The organism is Pseudomonas sp. FSO-7 (assembly GCF_059579345.1).
In genome coordinates this window covers 1545689-1561014 of record NZ_CM184193.1, presented here as the reverse complement: position 1 = coordinate 1561014, position 15326 = coordinate 1545689, and the positions used below count along the sequence as shown (strand labels likewise).

The window sequence follows — 15326 nt, the reverse complement described above, 5'->3', positions numbered from 1 at the left end:
GAATTCTGGTCCTGCGTTGTGTGTTTTTGACGGGGGATTAAAAAAACCGGCCCTTGGTGGCCGGTTTTTTTTGGTCTGGAGTTTTGTGGGATTTGCGCCCCTGAGGTTCACACCGAGTAGCTATGAAGGAGAGCAAGGATGCACCTGATTGACTCATATCTGCCTACGTATCAGTTCAGTGAATTGCATACCGTGGACATCCCCGTGGACCCTTCCCATGCCATGGCGGCAATCCTCGCCCACCGCCCCGAAGACGACCGTTTTTTCCGGTATGCAATCAAGCTTCGCGAACTCCCCATGCGCCTGCTGGGTCGATCTCGGCACCCAGAGCCTGATCAACGCACTTCATTTGGCATGGATAATTTCACGTTACTTCAGCGCAACGGCGACGTAGAGGTCGCTTACGGGCTCGCCGGCAAGCTGTGGAAAGCTGACTACGGCCAAATCGTTGTCGCGGATGCCGCAGCGTTCGAGCTATTCAATGAGCCGGGGAATGTGAAGCTGGTCATTAGCTTCACCTGCCAGTTGCTGCGACCGGGCTTGGCGAGAGTCATCACGCAGACACGGGGGCATTGCCTCGACGCGGATGCGTTGCGAAGTTTTACGTCGTATTGGTATTTGATTCGCCCGGTCAACGGGCTTATCCGTCGGCGCATGCTGAAGGCTATTGCGAGGCGTTGTGCAGCAGGCGCTTTTAAAATTCTTCATCGCAATACAGATCTGTTGTCACCAAGAGACGCTCAAAATTGAGCCATTGACTGAGGCGGATCTCTGCGTCATGTCATGTGACGCACATCTCGATTCATCACCTACTAGCTATGCGAAGCGCACCGGCCAATGGGGCCTTGCCACCTCTAGGTTAGAAACACTTGGACAAGGTCAGCACGGCGGATTACGTCGTAATTCCCCCCTCCCAGGTGTCGCATGCGGTACGGTAAAGCCCGGAGCACAAACGGCAAATCACCAGTCACACGAAGAGGGTCCGCATTCAGTGCAAGAAGACAAAAGGCTTGGAATGACGGGAGAAGAGCAGGCCATCTGGGATGACGCGATCAGGTTTTCCCGATCAAACAAGAAGGCTATTGGCAAGCGGCTCACGGATCAGACCAAGTATCCACCCGAAAAAGAACCTGTTTCGGTTTTCATGGCTGGGTCGCCGGGCGCGGGTAAAACAGAAGCATCTTTAGCGCTGCTGAACCTTTTCTGTGATACGCCCATCTTACGAATTGATCCAGACGAGCTCAGAAACGAATTTGAAGCGTATCAGGGTGGCAATGCCTGGCTTTTCCAAGGCGCCGTTTCAATTCTTGTTGAGAAGCTGATTGACCTCGCCCTAGATCGAAAGCAATCTTTTCTGCTGGATGGGACTCTTTCAAATATAGAGATTGCGAGGAAAAATGTGCAGCGGTGCCTCGACAAAGGGAGATTTGTACAAATACTCTACGTCTATCAAGATCCTAGGCTTGCTTGGGCCTTTGTAACGGCCCGTGAGGAAGCCGAAGGACGGAGGATTCGACCTGAGCATTTCGTCGACCAATACTTTGCAGCACGTGACGTGGTAAACACGCTTAAGCTAGAGTTTGGCAAGGATCTACATGTCGATCTGCTTGTGAAGCACATTGATAATTCTGGACGCCTCTACAAGGCTGGCGTTGACAAGATCGACTACCATATCCCCGAGAAGCATACGCGACACGAACTGATGGCCATGCTTGGGATAAATGACGGAGCAACCCCATGTTTACCATGAAACTCGGATCCACAAAGGAATCCACGAGCCCATTCGCAGACTTCATTCGTAATGCGAAATCGGAAGAAAAAAAACGCGTCTACAGTGAAGTGCTGACCGAAGCTACCAAAAAACAGAATGAAGTGATGTTGGCTGCGCGTGCAAAGCAAGCCTGATCACGTTGCTGGATTCCAAAACTGCCCGGCCGACCGCCGGGCTTTTTCATTCCGCCGTTAACCTGCTTTCACGCTCTGGCGCCTATGGGCACGCCGGCAAGTTTGGAAAGCCGACTATGGCCAGCGAGACGTTGCACAACCTCAACAACGGGACCTTTGCAGGAAAGATAGACAATTGTCCTGAGAAAAATGAATCCCGTGGCGAGGGAGCTTGCTCCCGCTTGAGTGCGAAGCGCTCATGAGAGGGCTGCTGCGCAGCCCAGCGGGAGCAAGCTCCCTCGCCACGTATCGCATGGCCCTAGGGGAGATTTGTAGGCAAAATCCGAGAATTGCGTAGGGGGTGCGCTTACTTTGCTTTTCGGCGAGTTTTCGCCTCGTTGCCCTTGCCCTTCGATGACTACTCTCCAGACGTCGCTGCAAATTCAGCGACCGGGCCTAGGAACCCGTTGAATTCAAGGCGCACAGCGCCCATAAAATTGCAGGCGCTTTTTGTGTTTGCGATGATGTTTTATGGCGGCTGTGCGTGGGACACCCTCGGGTGTGCCGGGTGCCTTGACTCCCGGTTCCTAGCCCACGTACGGCTGCCACCCGAATCTAGGAAAGGATGGCGGCGGTTTCTCAAGTCAAGGAGTGAAACTATGCGAAACGTAATTCCATCCTATTTCCGCGCTTACCGAACCAAGCTTCAGCTTCGGGCCAACGACTTTCCGATCTTCGGAGGCAGGCCATGAACGAAAACACTGAGCTAAAAACCATCGGCTACACCCCTTCAACTATTCCGCTGATCGAGCACTGTTTCGTGTCAACGGCGGTGTACCCATCCAAGAGGCATTGGAACGGGCGTCGGATCTTTTGCATCTCGCTCACCGGCTTGCCGAAGATGCGGCGTTTGAAAAGAGCACCGACCGCTACGCCTGGGCTGCGCATTTTTTGTTGGAGATGAGCAAGGCGGTGATTGATGACGTTGTGAAAGTCATTACGCCAAGACCGAAAGTTGAAGTTAGAAAAAAAGCCGAGAAACAATAGATAGACAGTCCGTTTGAGAATGGGAGCCGCAAGTCCCATTTAACGACAAAACAAAAAGCCCCGGCGCTTTTCGCAGCGGGGCTTTTTGTATCTTGGGTGCCTACTTGTGTCGTTCGTTGCTCGGCAAGAACGCTATCTGCTGTTTAGGAAAACAGATCATTGGCAAACTGGTTAACGCCCGACAGAGTGATGAGCTGCATATCAGCTGTCTGGATCTGTTCGATGGTGTCGTAACCTGCATACCAATCCTCGAGGCGCACACCTTCTTGCGGTGTCTGTCCTGGATCGAAGCTTGATCGGTGCAGATAGAGGTCATTACCGATGCGATCAGCCAACAGTTCAGAGCTGCTGATATATGACAAAACCAATTTGTCGCCGCTGCTGATGCCGTCATCCTGAATCGTCACTAACGTTGGAGTATTGATGGTGTAGGTATCGCCATCCTCACCACCGTTAGCAAAACCTCCGGCCTGCAATACCAGCCTGTCATCCCCCTGACCTCCTGACAGTGAAAAGCCCACGCCTGTACCGGTCAACAGGTCGTTGCCTTCTCCACCATCAGCCATGCCATGTGCCACAGTGATAGTGTCACTTCCGACCTCACCGTAGGCTTGAGTACCCTCGTCGCTGGCAGCCGTGACGATGCTGTCGTTACCGCTGCCGCCGTACAAGATGTCTGCCTGCGGCCCATTCGCCGAGCCATCGACGTTGAAAGGTCCTATCGACGAAGTCAGTCCACCATAGATGAAATCATTGCCGTCCCCGCCGTCGATGACGTCGTTGCCCAATCCGCCCTCCAGATAGTTAACACCGGTGTTTCCAACCAAGACATCGTTGAAGTGACTGCCCAACACGTGTTCGATGTTGAGCAATACATCACCTTCTGCATCGCCACCCTGATTGATTTGAGTCTGCAAGTTGATCGAGACGCCTGTTGTGCTTGTAATGTAAAAAGCACTGTCCAGACCTGCGCGACCATCGATGACATCTGCCCCGACGCCACCAATGAAGATGTCCTTCACACCAGAGCCCGATAGCGTGTCGTTAAAATGGCTGCCTTGAAACATTTCAATGTTGGCGTAGGTATGACCAGCAGCCTCCCCTGTGTCAGTGCCGTTGGTCAGGTCGATCGTCACCGCGCTGTCAGACTGTTCATAAGTGACTAGATCCACGCCACCCGCGCCATCCTGCATCATGAACGAACTACCGCCATAGAAAATGTCGTTAAAATTCGACCCTCTGATCACCTCGATACCGGTATAGGTATCACCTGCCGCGATCCCGGAATACACCCCCGTCTTGAGGTTGATGGTCATGGCTTCTTTGCTGTCGAGATAACCCGCTACGTCAGAGCCGGCACCACCGATGAACTGGTCCGCGCCCGCGCCACCGTACAGGGTGTCGTTACCCGAACCGCCGGTAATGATGTTGTTGCCGTCGTTGCCGTAACCGGTGTATGCGCCAGTGCCGACGAAGGTCAGACGTTCGACGTTTGCCGCCAGGACGGTGCTATTGGGATTGACCACCGACACGCGGACTTCATCGTCGCCGCCATCGGCCTGTTCGATGATGGTGGGGGTGTAGCCCATGCCGATGTTGTAGATGTCGTCGCCGGTCCCCCCTTCCAGCCGTACCCCTGTGACGATCCTGTATGGGCCAGCGGAGAGCACGTCGTTGAAGGCAGAGCCTATGACGGTTTCGATACCCGTTAAAATGGTGCCTTCGGCATCCCCGCCCGTTCCTGCGGTTCCCGTCCCAAGACGGACATTAACGTTTACCCCGGCAGTCGAGCCCGAGTAGTCGACCGTGTCGACCCCGGCACCGCCGTCGAAATCCATACCGCTACCATCGCCAACGAACGTGTCGTTGAAATTCGATCCTCTGATCACCTCGATACCGGTATAGGTATCACCTGCCGCGATCCCGGAATACACCCCCGTCTTGAGGTTGATGGTCATGGCTTCTTTGCTGTCGAGATAGCCCGCCGTGTCATAGCCAGCACCGCCGATGAACTGGTCCGCGCCCGCGCCACCGTACAGGGTGTCATTACCCGAACCGCCAGTAATGATGTTGTCGCTGTCGTTGCCGTAGCCGGTGTATGCACCAGTGCCGACGAAGGTCAGGCGCTCGACGTTTGCCGCCAGGACGGTGCTATTGGGATTGACCACCGACACGCGGACCTCATCGTCGCCGCCTCCGGCCTGTTCGATGATGGTGGGTGTGTAGCCCATGCCGACGTTGTAGATGTCGTCGCCGGTCCCCCCTTCCAGCCGTACCCCTGTGACGATGGTGTACGGACCAGCGGAGAGCACGTCGTTGAAGGCAGAGCCTATGACCGTTTCGATACCCGTTAAAATGGTGCCTTCGGCATCCCCGCCCGCTCCTGCGGTTCCCGTTCCGAGACGGACATTAACGTTTACCCCGGCAGTCGAGCCCGAGTAGTCGACCGTGTCGACTCCGGCACCGCCGTCGAAATCCATACCGCTACCATCGCCAACGAAGGTGTCGTTGAAATTCGATCCTCTGATCACCTCGATGTCAGTGTAGGTATCACCTGCCGCGATCCCGGAATGCACGCCTGTCTTGAGGTTGATGGTCACAGCTTCTTTGCTGTCGAGATAACCCGCTACGTCAGAACCGGCACCGCCGATGAACTGGTCCGCGCCCGCGCCACCGTACAGGGTGTCGTTACCCGAACCGCCGGTAATGATGTTGTTGCTGTCGTTGCCGTAACCGGTGTATGCGCCAGTGCCGACGAAGGTCAGGCGCTCGACGTTTGCCGCCAGGACGGTGCTATTGGGATTGACCACCGACACGCGGACTTCATCGTTGCCGCCATCGGCCTGTTCGATGATGGTGGGGGTGTAGCCCATGCCGACGTTGTAGATGTCGTCGCCGGTCCCCCCTTCCAGCCGTACCCCTGTGACGATGGTGTACGGACCAGCGGAGAGCACGTCGTTGAAGGCAGAGCCTATGACCGTTTCGATACCCGTTAAAATGGTGCCTTCGGCATCCCCGCCCGCTCCTGCGGTTCCCGTTCCGAGACGGACATTAACGTTTACCCCGGCAGTCGAGCCCGAGTAGTCGACCGTGTCGACTCCGGCACCGCCGTCGAAATCCATACCGCTACCATCGCCAACGAAGGTGTCGTTGAAATTCGATCCTCTGATCACCTCGATGTCAGTGTAGGTATCACCTGCCGCGATCCCGGAATGCACGCCTGTCTTGAGGTTGATGGTCACAGCTTCTTTGCTGTCGAGATAACCCGCTACGTCAGAACCGGCACCGCCGATGAACTGGTCCGCGCCCGCGCCACCGTACAGGGTGTCGTTACCCGAACCGCCGGTAATGATGTTGTTGCTGTCGTTGCCGTAACCGGTGTATGCGCCAGTGCCGACGAAGGTCAGGCGCTCGACGTTTGCCGCCAGGACGGTGCTATTGGGATTGACCACCGACACGCGGACTTCATCGTCGCCGCCATCGGCCTGTTCGATGATGGTGGGGGTGTAGCCCATGCCGACGTTGTAGATGTCGTCGCCGGTCCCCCCTTCCAGCCGTACCCCTGTGACGATGGTGTACGGACCAGCGGAGAGCACGTCGTTGAAGGCAGAGCCTATGACCGTTTCGATACCCGTTAAAATGGTGCCTTCGGCATCCCCGCCCGCTCCTGCGGTTCCCGTTCCGAGACGGACATTAACGTTTACCCCGGCAGTCGAGCCCGAGTAGTCGACCGTGTCGACTCCGGCACCGCCGTCGAAATCCATACCGCTACCATCGCCAACGAAGGTGTCGTTGAAATTCGATCCTCTGATCACCTCGATACCGGTATAGGTATCACCTGCCGCGATCCCGGAATGCACGCCTGTCTTGAGGTTGATGGTCACAGCTTCTTTGCTGTCGAGATAACCCGCTACGTCAGAGCCGGCACCGCCGATGAACTGGTCCGCGCCCGCGCCACCGTACAGGGTGTCGTTACCCGAACCGCCGGTAATGATGTTGTTGCCGTCGTTGCCGTAACCGGTGTATGCGCCAGTGCCGACGAAGGTCAGGCGCTCGACGTTTGCGGCAAGGACGGTGCTATTGGGATTGACCACCGACACGCGGACTTCATCGTCGCCGCCATCGGCCTGTTCGATGATGGTGGGGGTGTAGCCCATGCCGATGTTGTAGATGTCATCGCCGGTCCCCCCTTCCAGCCGTACCCCTGTGACGATGGTGTACGGACCAGCGGAGAGCACGTCGTTGAAGGCAGAGCCTATGACCGTTTCGATACCCGTTAAAATGGTGCCTTCGGCATCCCCGCCCGCTCCTGCGGTTCCCGTTCCGAGACGGACATTAACGTTTACCCCGGCAGTCGAGCCCGAGTAGTCGACCGTGTCGACTCCGGCACCGCCGTCGAAATCCATACCGCTACCATCGCCAACGAAGGTGTCGTTGAAATTCGATCCTCTGATCACCTCGATACCGGTATAGGTATCACCTGCCGCGATCCCGGAATGCACGCCTGTCTTGAGGTTGATGGTCACAGCTTCTTTGCTGTCGAGATAACCCGCTACGTCAGAGCCGGCACCGCCGATGAACTGGTCCGCGCCCGCGCCACCGTACAGGGTGTCGTTACCCGAACCGCCGGTAATGATGTTGTTGCCGTCGTTGCCGTAACCGGTGTATGCGCCAGTGCCGACGAAGGTCAGGCGCTCGACGTTTGCGGCAAGGACGGTGCTATTGGGATTGACCACCGACACGCGGACTTCATCGTCGCCGCCATCGGCCTGTTCGATGATGGTGGGGGTGTAGCCCATGCCGATGTTGTAGATGTCATCGCCGGTCCCCCCTTCCAGCCGTACCCCTGTGACGATGCTGTACGGACCAGCGGAGAGCACATCGTTGAAGGCAGAGCCTATGACGGTTTCGATACCAATGAGAGTATCCCCCTCTGCGTCGCCACCCCGTCCAACAAGTCCAGTGCCCAGGCGCACATCTATACTGATACCTTCAGTAGATGCCGAGTAGTCGACAGTATCTGAACCAGCACCGCCATCAATTTTGTCTGCGCCAGCACTGCTCGTGATTACATCGTTCCCGCCCAGAGCGTTGATCTCATCATCGCCTGCGGTGCCAATTAGTGCATCTGCGCCAGCTGTTCCATTGATAACTGCCATTTTTCTTCCTTGCTTTAAGGATGGTAGAGGAGGTCTCGTAATATCAGTATTTTTTACAAAACTGCAGCATGAATTTCGGCTGTGGCCAGTAAAGCTTGAGCGGAGCTTTCGGCTAGAAAATGGGCAATTAACGTGTCATTTATTAAATTTCAGGCACGACAAAACCGCCCGATTTGAAAAAACGGGATATGTTTGATCTTTTACGATCCATTGAGTATTGACGCAGCCGATCCATGCTGAGCTCCATCCAAGGCCCTTCCCCCTATTGGGAAGTTAGCTGGGCACTGAGCGTCCTTGCGTGATAGCACAATAACATCTCTTTACACAAGAGGTCTGATGTTGCGCAAACCCGATAACTGGATCCTTAAAGGGGAGATAGACAATACGGCCTGAGAATAAATGAGCCTTGTGGCGAGGGGGCTTGCTCCCGCTTGAGTGCGAAGCGCTCACGAGAGGGCTGTTGCGCAGCCTAGCGGGAGCAAGCTCCCTCACCACGGGCTCCGCGGTGCTCTCCCTGCGTTACGTCGCCCTCTGTATCCAGTCAAGCACTTGGCAAATGCCCCAAGGGCAACGCCCCCGGCGTCTTCACCGTATGAATCGCAAAATTACTCCGGATATCGCTGATCCCGGGCAATTTCAACAACTGCCCCGTGACAAAACGGTCATAAGCCCGCAGGTCCGGCACCACGACTTGCAGCAGAAAATCTGACTCGCCCGATACCAGGAACGCCGAGATCACTTCGGGCAATGCCGTCACTGCCTGGCGAAATGCTTCGGCTCGCTCGTCGTTGTGCCGTTCGACCTTGACGCCTACGAAGATTGTCAGCCCGAGGCCCACTTCGTCGCGGTCCAGGACGGCTTGGTAACCACGAATCACCCCCGCTTCTTCGAGCATCCGCACACGGCGCAGGCAGGGTGAGGGGGACAGGCCGATCTCTTCGGCCAGTTGCACGTTGCTCAGGCGGCCGTCGCGTTGCAGCGCGACGAGGATTTTGCGGTCAAAGGCATCCAGTTTCATGAGTTGGCATTTTCCGATTGTATGACGCAGATATTTGGCAGCTTATGCCAATTCTCGAAGCTTTATAAGCTATCTTCGCAACCACCTGCCCTGCCCGCCGGCCATAGACTTGGCACTTGCGAATCGTCGATGAAGGGGGTGTGACATGGCAGAGCTCGGGTTGTTTTTGATGGCGTTGACGGTGGCGTATCTGTTGCCCGGGCCGGACATGATCCTGCTGCTGCAAACCGGTGCCCGTCAGGGCAGGGGCGCGGCGCTGGCGACGGCAATGGGCCTGGGAGTTGCTCGGGGATGCCATGTTGCGTTGGCGGCGCTGGGACTTTCAGCGTTGTTCAAGACAGCGCCATGGACCTTTGATGCAGTGCGTCTGGCCGGGGCTGCTTATTTGTTATGGATCGGTTTTCAATGCCTGCGGACCACGTTGTTGCCGAGTTTTGAAGGCGCCGCTGTCGAGGCCGGGAAACGGCGTTGCTACCAAGCGATTCGGCGTGGGCTGCTGACAAATCTGCTCAATCCCAAGGCCTTGCTGTTTTGCTCAGTGTTGTTGCCGCAATTTATCGATCCACAGGCTGGACCGGTGCTGGGGCAATTCGCGATCCTGGGCGTGGTGCTGGTCGGCGTCGGCCTGCTGTTCGACAGCACCTACGCATTGGTGGGCGTCGCACTTGGACGCTGGCTCCAGCGATCGCCTTCGGCCCAGCGCGTACAGCAGTGGTTGTTTGGCAGTCTTCTGATTGGTTTTGCGGTACGGCTGACGTTTGTGCAGCAGTCATAGCGGCCTGGGGATAGGCTGATCGGACTCACAGGTGGGCGTTTGGCAAACTGTGCAGAAAAACTGAGGGCTGCTTCGCAGCCCAGCGGGAGCAAGCTTCCTCCCCACAGTTGTGTTCTTCTGACATGAATCATCTTGAATCTGATACAAAAAACCAGTTACCAGCACTAGCATGGTTTTGTACATTCGTCGGCATGTGCCCCCTGTACAAGGTGTTCTACGCGGAGACCATATGATGAACATCAACCCCATTTGTAATCAGGACGACTTGAATGCAGCTTTTGCGCGCATCGAACAGCTCTGGGGGGTGGAAGTCGGTTCGGCTGAAGGCGATGAGCTGGAAATCCTTGCCTTGTTGATCGAAAAATACGAGGACGAGCACTACCCGATGCCCCCTGCGATCCAATCGAGGCAATTAAATTCCGCTTGCGATGATGGTTGACTGTGCCACCGCCATCGCGAGCAGGCTCGCTCCCACATCTTTTCAGAATTGTTCTCAGGTATCGCATCCACACAAATCCCCTGTGGGAGCGAGCCCGCTCGCGAAAGCGGTGTGTCATTCAACAATGATCTTGGCTGACCCGACGCATTCGCGAGCAAGCCCGCTCCCACAGGTTTCTTTTCTTGACTGACTGATACGAGTCCAAGGTCGGTGTCTTCCGCACTTTTTTCAGTAGCAGCTAAAGATCCAGACGGCTTTACAACCTCACCAGCGGGAGCAAGCTCCCTCGCCACACCCGCATTTTCGCCCTGTCTCACATCCCGAAATAAACCCACCCCGCCCCTCTGCCGCCCTTGTGCGACACCGCTTCTAGACTTCGTTGCAATGCCTGCGCGAGCCCACCAGGGGCGTCCCTGGTGGGTATAGTGTTGATCATTAATTTTCAGTAGGTATAGCACCCACCAAGCACACCACACGGAGGTGTTGTGAATAGCCGATTTTTAATAAGCCAGATCATTGCAGACGGTTGGTATCTGGTGCGGGTGCGGGTGCGGGGTAGTCACCATCACTTCAAGCACCCGACCAAACCGGGATTGGTCACGGTTCCTCATCCGAAGAAGGACCTGCTCAAGAAAACGGCCATCAGTATTTTGCAACAGGCGTTGCTTCAGCCGGCCCGTTGCGCAACGTTCCCGGAGGACGATGAATATGCTTTACCCGATTGCGATTTCCATGGGCGATGACAAGCACGCCTGGGGTGTTGAAGTGCCGGATATTCCCGGTTGTTTTTCCGCAGGTGATGACCTGGACGAGGCCATGGCGATGGCGCGTGAGGCCATCGAGGGGCACTTCGAGATTCTGGCTGAAGACGGCTCGCCGATTCCGCCGGCCAATACCGTCACCTTGCACGCCGCCAATCCGAAATATGCCGGCTGCACCTGGGCGTTGGTGGACATTGATGTGACCAAGTACCTGGGCAAAGCGCAGAAACTCAACATCACGTTGCCCGGCTACCTGCTCAACCGTATCGATGAGTATGTGTTGCACCATCCTGAAGAGAAGAGCCGCTCGGGTTTCCTGGCGTCGGCAGCGCTGAAGGTGTTGCAGCAAGGGCGGTGAGAAAACCGCCATAACCTGTGGGAGCGAGCTTGCTCGCGATAGCGGTGTGTCAGGCGCCCGTGCATTGGTGAACTGACGCCATCGCGAGCAAGCTCGCTCCCACAGGGTGCAGCTATGCGTTATTTGCTCTCCTTTCCAGACTCTTGCATCTGCACCGAAGACTTGGTGCCGTCGGTGTTGTCCTTGGTCTCGTTATCCGAGTTGTCGAAACAGCCTTGCAGGGCGAACAAAGCGCAGGCAAGGCAAAAAGTGCGGGCGAGATTCATGATGTACTCCGATGCCGAGGGCTTTCAGCAGTGACCTGCGAGAGCGGCGATGGTTGCGACTGTCATCGTGCCGGGCGATGAACGTCGATGAATGTTGGCGACTGAAATGTAAGTAGAATTTTCATCGTCTCGTTGCTGTCACACCAAACAGGTGCACCCCATAAGGAAACACGGCAATGACGTTCGCAAAAATCGCTCAAAAACTGGCCCTCTGGTCGGGGAGCCCCAAGACATTTCTGGGGGCCATCGTGTTGTTGGCACTGTGGGCAGCCAGCGGACCTTTCTTCGGTTTCAACGACACCTGGCAATTGATCATCAACACCTCGACCACCATCATCACCTTCCTCATGGTGTTTCTGATCCAGAATACGCAGAACCGCGATACAGACATCCTGCATCTCAAGGTCGACGAATTATTGCGGGCGACCAAGGAAGCACAAAATGCGATGCTCGGCCTCGAGTCGCTGGACCTCAAGCAACTGGAAGCGCTGAGAAAGCATTACCAGGCCATGGGCCAGGGCGAAGCCAAGAACCTTGAAGGTCTGGAAAAAGACAACAAAGTGGACCTGAACCAGTGCTGAGGCAGATGCGCTGGAAGGCCCCCTTCTAGCGAGCACACATCAGCCGGGACGCGAACGTCCCGGCCCAGGATGCAACAACATGTGGATCAGCGGCTGGCCTGCAGTGCCCTGGCCATTTCGAGATGGGTCTGCAACTTGGGCAGGGTTTCGTCGGCGAAAGCCTTGATCTCCGGCACTTCGGTGGTCTGGGCCTGCTGCTGGATCTGCGCGATGGCCTCTTCGGTGGCCTTGACTTGGCTGGCAGCATACGCGGCTTCGAACGACTCACCTTCCTTGACCTGTGGCATCAAGGCCTTGGCCTTGTCAGCCACCTCCTCCCGGGGGGCGACAGGCAAGTCGAGCTTCTTGGCGATCTTCGCCAGATGTTGATTGGCGGTGGTGCGATCGTTGATCACCATGATGGTGTAATCCTTGACCTCCCTGGATTCGGCCTTCCCGTGGGCCATGCGACTTGTCTCGATGTCGGCCATGCCCTTGGCGGAAGCATCGTTGATGAATTCGACAGGCGATTGGGCCCAGGCACTGTTGGCACCCAGGCCCATCAGCACAATGACACTGGTGGTGCGAAAGAAGCTGGCCATACGGCTCATGGTCGCGCCCTCCTCTGATAAAAGTTCTGACGGGTTCCCGCCTCTGAATCAGAACCACCCGACTTCGCTTTCCGCTAAGTGGCTGTCGACAGCCGCGAGGGTGGTTCTCCTACTTCTGCGACCCACTTCAAACCTCTTCGTTCGATCATGGACGATGTTTCCGGCGAGCGGAGCCCGCGTGACATCTGAAAAGGACAACGCTTGAAAGGTTGAAAGGTTGAAAAAGCCTGCGGCGCCGCGACGAACGGCGACGCGTTATCAGATGCCGAATGCCCTGTGATTGTGACGCTTGGCCGCGTACATCGCCTCGTCGGCGTGGCGGAACAGCGCGACATCTTCAGCGCCATGGTCGGGGAAACAGGCCACGCCGATACTCGGCTCGATGCTCAGGCAGTGCCCATCCAGACGCAGCGGCTGGGCCAGTGTGTGGCGGATTTTTTCCTGCACGCTATGGGCATCCTCCAAGGCCTGGATGCTGTGCAGCAGGACCACGAACTCGTCGCCACCAATGCGCGCCACGGTGTCGCTGTCACGGATACAACCTTTGATACGATTAGCCACCGCCTGTAACAGCATGTCGCCCACGCCGTGGCCATAGGTGTCGTTGACCTGCTTGAAACGGTCCAGGTCGATATACAGCAAGGCCATGCGCCCGGACGCGGCGCGGGCAGTCGCCAGTGCACACTTGAAGCGTTCACGGAGTAATTCGCGGTTGGGCACCTGGGTCAACTGATCGTACTGAGCCATGTGCTGCAAACGGGCGTGCAACTGCTTGCGTTCGATGGCAATGGTGAGCTGTGCGCAGACGTATTGCAGCAGTTCCTTGTCCTGTTCGGTGTAGCGCTCATTGTCCGGCGCACTCTTGACGATCAGCGCGCCAATCGTGCCGCTCTGCGAGTTCAGCGGCACGCCCAGCCAACACGGCGCGTCCGACTGCGCCACCAGATCGTCGAACCCCGCTGGCAACGAGTTGCCACCGGGCGTCAACAGGATCGGCTGGCCGCTGCGAATCACTTCGGCGCACAAACGCCCTGTGACCGTGCCCGGCAATTCGGGCTGCCCTTCCCGATCATCGACGTGATAGGGGAAGTTCAACTGCGAACATTGTTCGTCATACAGCGCCACCGAAAAATTCAGCGCCGGCAGCCACTCGCCAATAATCAGGTGGATGCGCTTGAACAGCGCCAGCAAGTCAGCCGCGGCATGGGCCGCCTCGGAAATCGCATACAACGCCGCCTGCCGAGACTCGGCCTGCTTGCGTTCAGTGATGTCCCGGGCCACGGCAATGCGCAGTTGGTCCACCGGCGACCAGCGCGCCGACCACAGGATGTGCACCACCCGCCCGTCCTTGCGCAGGTAGCGATTCTCGAAATTGAGCTTGGGCTCGCCCTCCATGATCTCCCGCGCCGCCTCGAGGGTCCGCTGGCGATCGGCAGGGTGCACCAGGTCGATCATCGGCTGGCCGATCAGCTCTTGCGGGGTGTAGCCGAAAATGCGCTCGCAGGCGGCACTGACAAACACGAAACGCCCCTGACCGTCGACGGCACACACGGCGTCCAGCAGAAGGTCGATGTAGCTGGCCAGCGGCGCGGAACTTGAAGTGTCCATGGGGCTGGAGGTCATCCGGATAATGCAACGGTGAGCGAAGCGGGTGGTCGTCAGTTCGTGACGCCAATACAACGAGCGAGACCGACGCGCTCCCGATATCGATGAGGATAGCGCAGGCAATCAGAGTGCAGAGGATCAAACGCCAACTCGATTCGACATCGCCCCATCACGGCGCTGTAAAAAACCTCATGCCAGCATACGGTGCCTGCCGACAGGCCTTCAACCGCGACGCCAGGTCGCCCACATGGGCTTCCAGCTTGTGCCCGTCCGGGTCGAGAAAGTAGAACGAATCCCCCTCGCTGCGATTGTCGCGCCACGACGACACCTGGGCCGCGTTCAGCCGCGCCACCAGCACGGGGAAGTTCTCGGCGCTGATGCTGAATGCGTAATGGGTGTAGTCCGTCGCCGGTTCGGGCCTGCGCAACGGGTCGAAAGCCAGGCACAACCACAACCCCGGCAGCGACAAATACGCCCCGCTGTCCCACTTGGCCTCCAGACGCAGCTGCAAGAGCTCGCCATAAAAAACCACACTGCGATCCAGGTCGGTGACCGCAAGGGTCAGATGATTGAGGCCTGAGAGCATCAGCAAGCAACCTTCAGAAAAGAGTGATAACCCGGCGGGCTTGGGGTAAACCCATGATGCACCCAAGTTCCGACAGCGCCGATGGATTCCCCGGCCAGGGTACTAGGCAAAGTCCTACGTGGAAATCTCCAGTGACACTCAAACACGCCGGAAACAGCCGATTCAAAGCCCTGCACAACAATCTGTAAAGTCTGGAAACACACCGCAATCGGAACACCCCCACGGACAGCACCATCAACCAAGGAATGTAATCGCGC

The 15326-nt window shown here is 56.9% G+C and carries 12 protein-coding genes and 3 pseudogenes; 9 read left to right on the top strand and 6 right to left on the bottom strand.

What is annotated here, in order from left to right; all coding sequences use genetic code 11:
- Positions 1-138 precede the first annotated feature (138 nt).
- The 4 genes and pseudogenes from AC515T_RS06795 (at position 139) to AC515T_RS06780 (ending at position 2931) form a co-directional block, all read left to right on the top strand.
- On the top strand, positions 139-750 hold the full coding sequence (locus AC515T_RS06795) for a hypothetical protein (protein WP_496531896.1): 612 nt from the start codon (positions 139-141) through the stop codon (positions 748-750).
- A 265-nt stretch (positions 751-1015) separates the two neighbouring features.
- On the top strand, positions 1016-1750 hold the full coding sequence (locus AC515T_RS06790; RefSeq protein WP_447772709.1) for a zeta toxin family protein: 735 nt from the start codon (positions 1016-1018) through the stop codon (positions 1748-1750).
- Positions 1738-1905: a hypothetical protein gene (locus AC515T_RS06785; RefSeq protein ID WP_003198738.1), complete on the top strand. Its 168-nt coding sequence runs from the start codon at positions 1738-1740 to the stop codon at positions 1903-1905. The genes AC515T_RS06790 and AC515T_RS06785 overlap by 13 nt, the downstream gene beginning before the upstream one ends.
- 727 nt (positions 1906-2632) lie before the next feature.
- Positions 2633-2931, top strand: a pseudogene (locus AC515T_RS06780) (DUF3077 domain-containing protein).
- Between the two features lie 143 nt (positions 2932-3074).
- Here AC515T_RS06780 and AC515T_RS06775 read toward each other — a convergent pair.
- Complete coding sequence (locus tag AC515T_RS06775) at positions 3075-8090, bottom strand: beta strand repeat-containing protein (RefSeq protein ID WP_496531895.1); 5016 nt, start codon at positions 8088-8090, stop codon at positions 3075-3077.
- A 541-nt stretch (positions 8091-8631) separates the two neighbouring features.
- The gene (locus AC515T_RS06770) at positions 8632-9108 is read right to left on the bottom strand and encodes an Lrp/AsnC family transcriptional regulator (protein WP_496531894.1); all 477 of its coding nucleotides are present in this window, start codon (positions 9106-9108) and stop codon (positions 8632-8634) included.
- 145 nt (positions 9109-9253) lie between these two features.
- Here AC515T_RS06770 and AC515T_RS06765 point away from each other — a divergent pair, with 145 nt between their 5' ends.
- The 4 genes and pseudogenes from AC515T_RS06765 to AC515T_RS06750 all read left to right on the top strand — a co-directional run bounded on the left by AC515T_RS06765 (position 9254) and on the right by AC515T_RS06750 (position 11441).
- Entirely contained in the window at positions 9254-9883 is a 630-nt protein-coding gene (locus AC515T_RS06765; RefSeq protein ID WP_496531893.1) for a LysE family translocator, read from the top strand.
- Positions 9884-10115: 232 nt separating this feature from the next.
- Positions 10116-10309 (top strand): annotated as a pseudogene (locus tag AC515T_RS06760) (helix-turn-helix domain-containing protein); the annotation flags it as partial.
- 498 nt (positions 10310-10807) lie between these two features.
- Positions 10808-10990, top strand: a pseudogene (locus AC515T_RS06755) (type II toxin-antitoxin system HicA family toxin); the annotation flags it as partial.
- Positions 10991-11030: 40 nt separating this feature from the next.
- Positions 11031-11441 carry a type II toxin-antitoxin system HicB family antitoxin gene (locus tag AC515T_RS06750; RefSeq protein ID WP_058543061.1) on the top strand — a complete coding sequence of 137 codons (411 nt, stop codon included), beginning with the start codon at positions 11031-11033 and terminating at the stop codon, positions 11439-11441.
- Between the two features lie 119 nt (positions 11442-11560).
- On the opposite strand, the gene AC515T_RS06745 is transcribed toward AC515T_RS06750, so the two are convergent.
- A complete protein-coding gene (locus AC515T_RS06745) occupies positions 11561-11707 on the bottom strand; it encodes a hypothetical protein (protein WP_162893799.1) in 147 nt (48 codons plus the stop codon).
- 176 nt (positions 11708-11883) lie between these two features.
- Between AC515T_RS06745 and AC515T_RS06740 the strand changes: the two genes are divergently transcribed.
- Positions 11884-12288 (top strand): low affinity iron permease family protein, encoded by a 405-nt coding sequence (locus AC515T_RS06740; protein ID WP_496531892.1) that lies wholly within the window; start codon positions 11884-11886, stop codon positions 12286-12288.
- Between the two features lie 86 nt (positions 12289-12374).
- Here the strand turns inward: AC515T_RS06740 and AC515T_RS06735 are convergent, their stop codons facing one another.
- The 3 genes from AC515T_RS06735 to fos all read right to left on the bottom strand — a co-directional run bounded on the left by AC515T_RS06735 (position 12375) and on the right by fos (position 15069).
- Positions 12375-12878 (bottom strand): DUF4142 domain-containing protein, encoded by a 504-nt coding sequence (locus AC515T_RS06735; protein ID WP_496531891.1) that lies wholly within the window; start codon positions 12876-12878, stop codon positions 12375-12377.
- Positions 12879-13136: 258 nt separating this feature from the next.
- Positions 13137-14486 carry a sensor domain-containing protein gene (locus tag AC515T_RS06730; protein WP_496531890.1) on the bottom strand — a complete coding sequence of 450 codons (1350 nt, stop codon included), beginning with the start codon at positions 14484-14486 and terminating at the stop codon, positions 13137-13139.
- Positions 14487-14652: 166 nt separating this feature from the next.
- Positions 14653-15069 (bottom strand): fosfomycin resistance glutathione transferase, encoded by a 417-nt coding sequence (gene fos / locus AC515T_RS06725; protein WP_496531889.1) that lies wholly within the window; start codon positions 15067-15069, stop codon positions 14653-14655.
- Between the last annotated feature and the right edge of the window lie 257 nt (positions 15070-15326).

Excerpts from the sequence above, each read along its gene's own strand:
- AC515T_RS06795 (WP_496531896.1), top strand. The coding sequence starts at position 139 with ATGCACCTGATTGACTCATATCTGCCTACGTATCAGTTCAGTGAATTG.
- AC515T_RS06790 (WP_447772709.1), top strand. The coding sequence starts at position 1,016 with ATGACGGGAGAAGAGCAGGCCATCTGGGATGACGCGATCAGGTTTTCC.
- AC515T_RS06785 (WP_003198738.1), top strand. The coding sequence starts at position 1,738 with ATGTTTACCATGAAACTCGGATCCACAAAGGAATCCACGAGCCCATTC.
- AC515T_RS06775 (WP_496531895.1), bottom strand. The coding sequence starts at position 8,090 with ATGGCAGTTATCAATGGAACAGCTGGCGCAGATGCACTAATTGGCACC.
- AC515T_RS06770 (WP_496531894.1), bottom strand. The coding sequence starts at position 9,108 with ATGAAACTGGATGCCTTTGACCGCAAAATCCTCGTCGCGCTGCAACGC.
- AC515T_RS06765 (WP_496531893.1), top strand. The coding sequence starts at position 9,254 with ATGGCAGAGCTCGGGTTGTTTTTGATGGCGTTGACGGTGGCGTATCTG.
- AC515T_RS06750 (WP_058543061.1), top strand. The coding sequence starts at position 11,031 with ATGCTTTACCCGATTGCGATTTCCATGGGCGATGACAAGCACGCCTGG.
- AC515T_RS06745 (WP_162893799.1), bottom strand. The coding sequence starts at position 11,707 with ATGAATCTCGCCCGCACTTTTTGCCTTGCCTGCGCTTTGTTCGCCCTG.
- AC515T_RS06740 (WP_496531892.1), top strand. The coding sequence starts at position 11,884 with ATGACGTTCGCAAAAATCGCTCAAAAACTGGCCCTCTGGTCGGGGAGC.
- AC515T_RS06735 (WP_496531891.1), bottom strand. The coding sequence starts at position 12,878 with ATGAGCCGTATGGCCAGCTTCTTTCGCACCACCAGTGTCATTGTGCTG.
- AC515T_RS06730 (WP_496531890.1), bottom strand. The coding sequence starts at position 14,486 with ATGGACACTTCAAGTTCCGCGCCGCTGGCCAGCTACATCGACCTTCTG.
- fos (WP_496531889.1), bottom strand. The coding sequence starts at position 15,069 with ATGCTCTCAGGCCTCAATCATCTGACCCTTGCGGTCACCGACCTGGAT.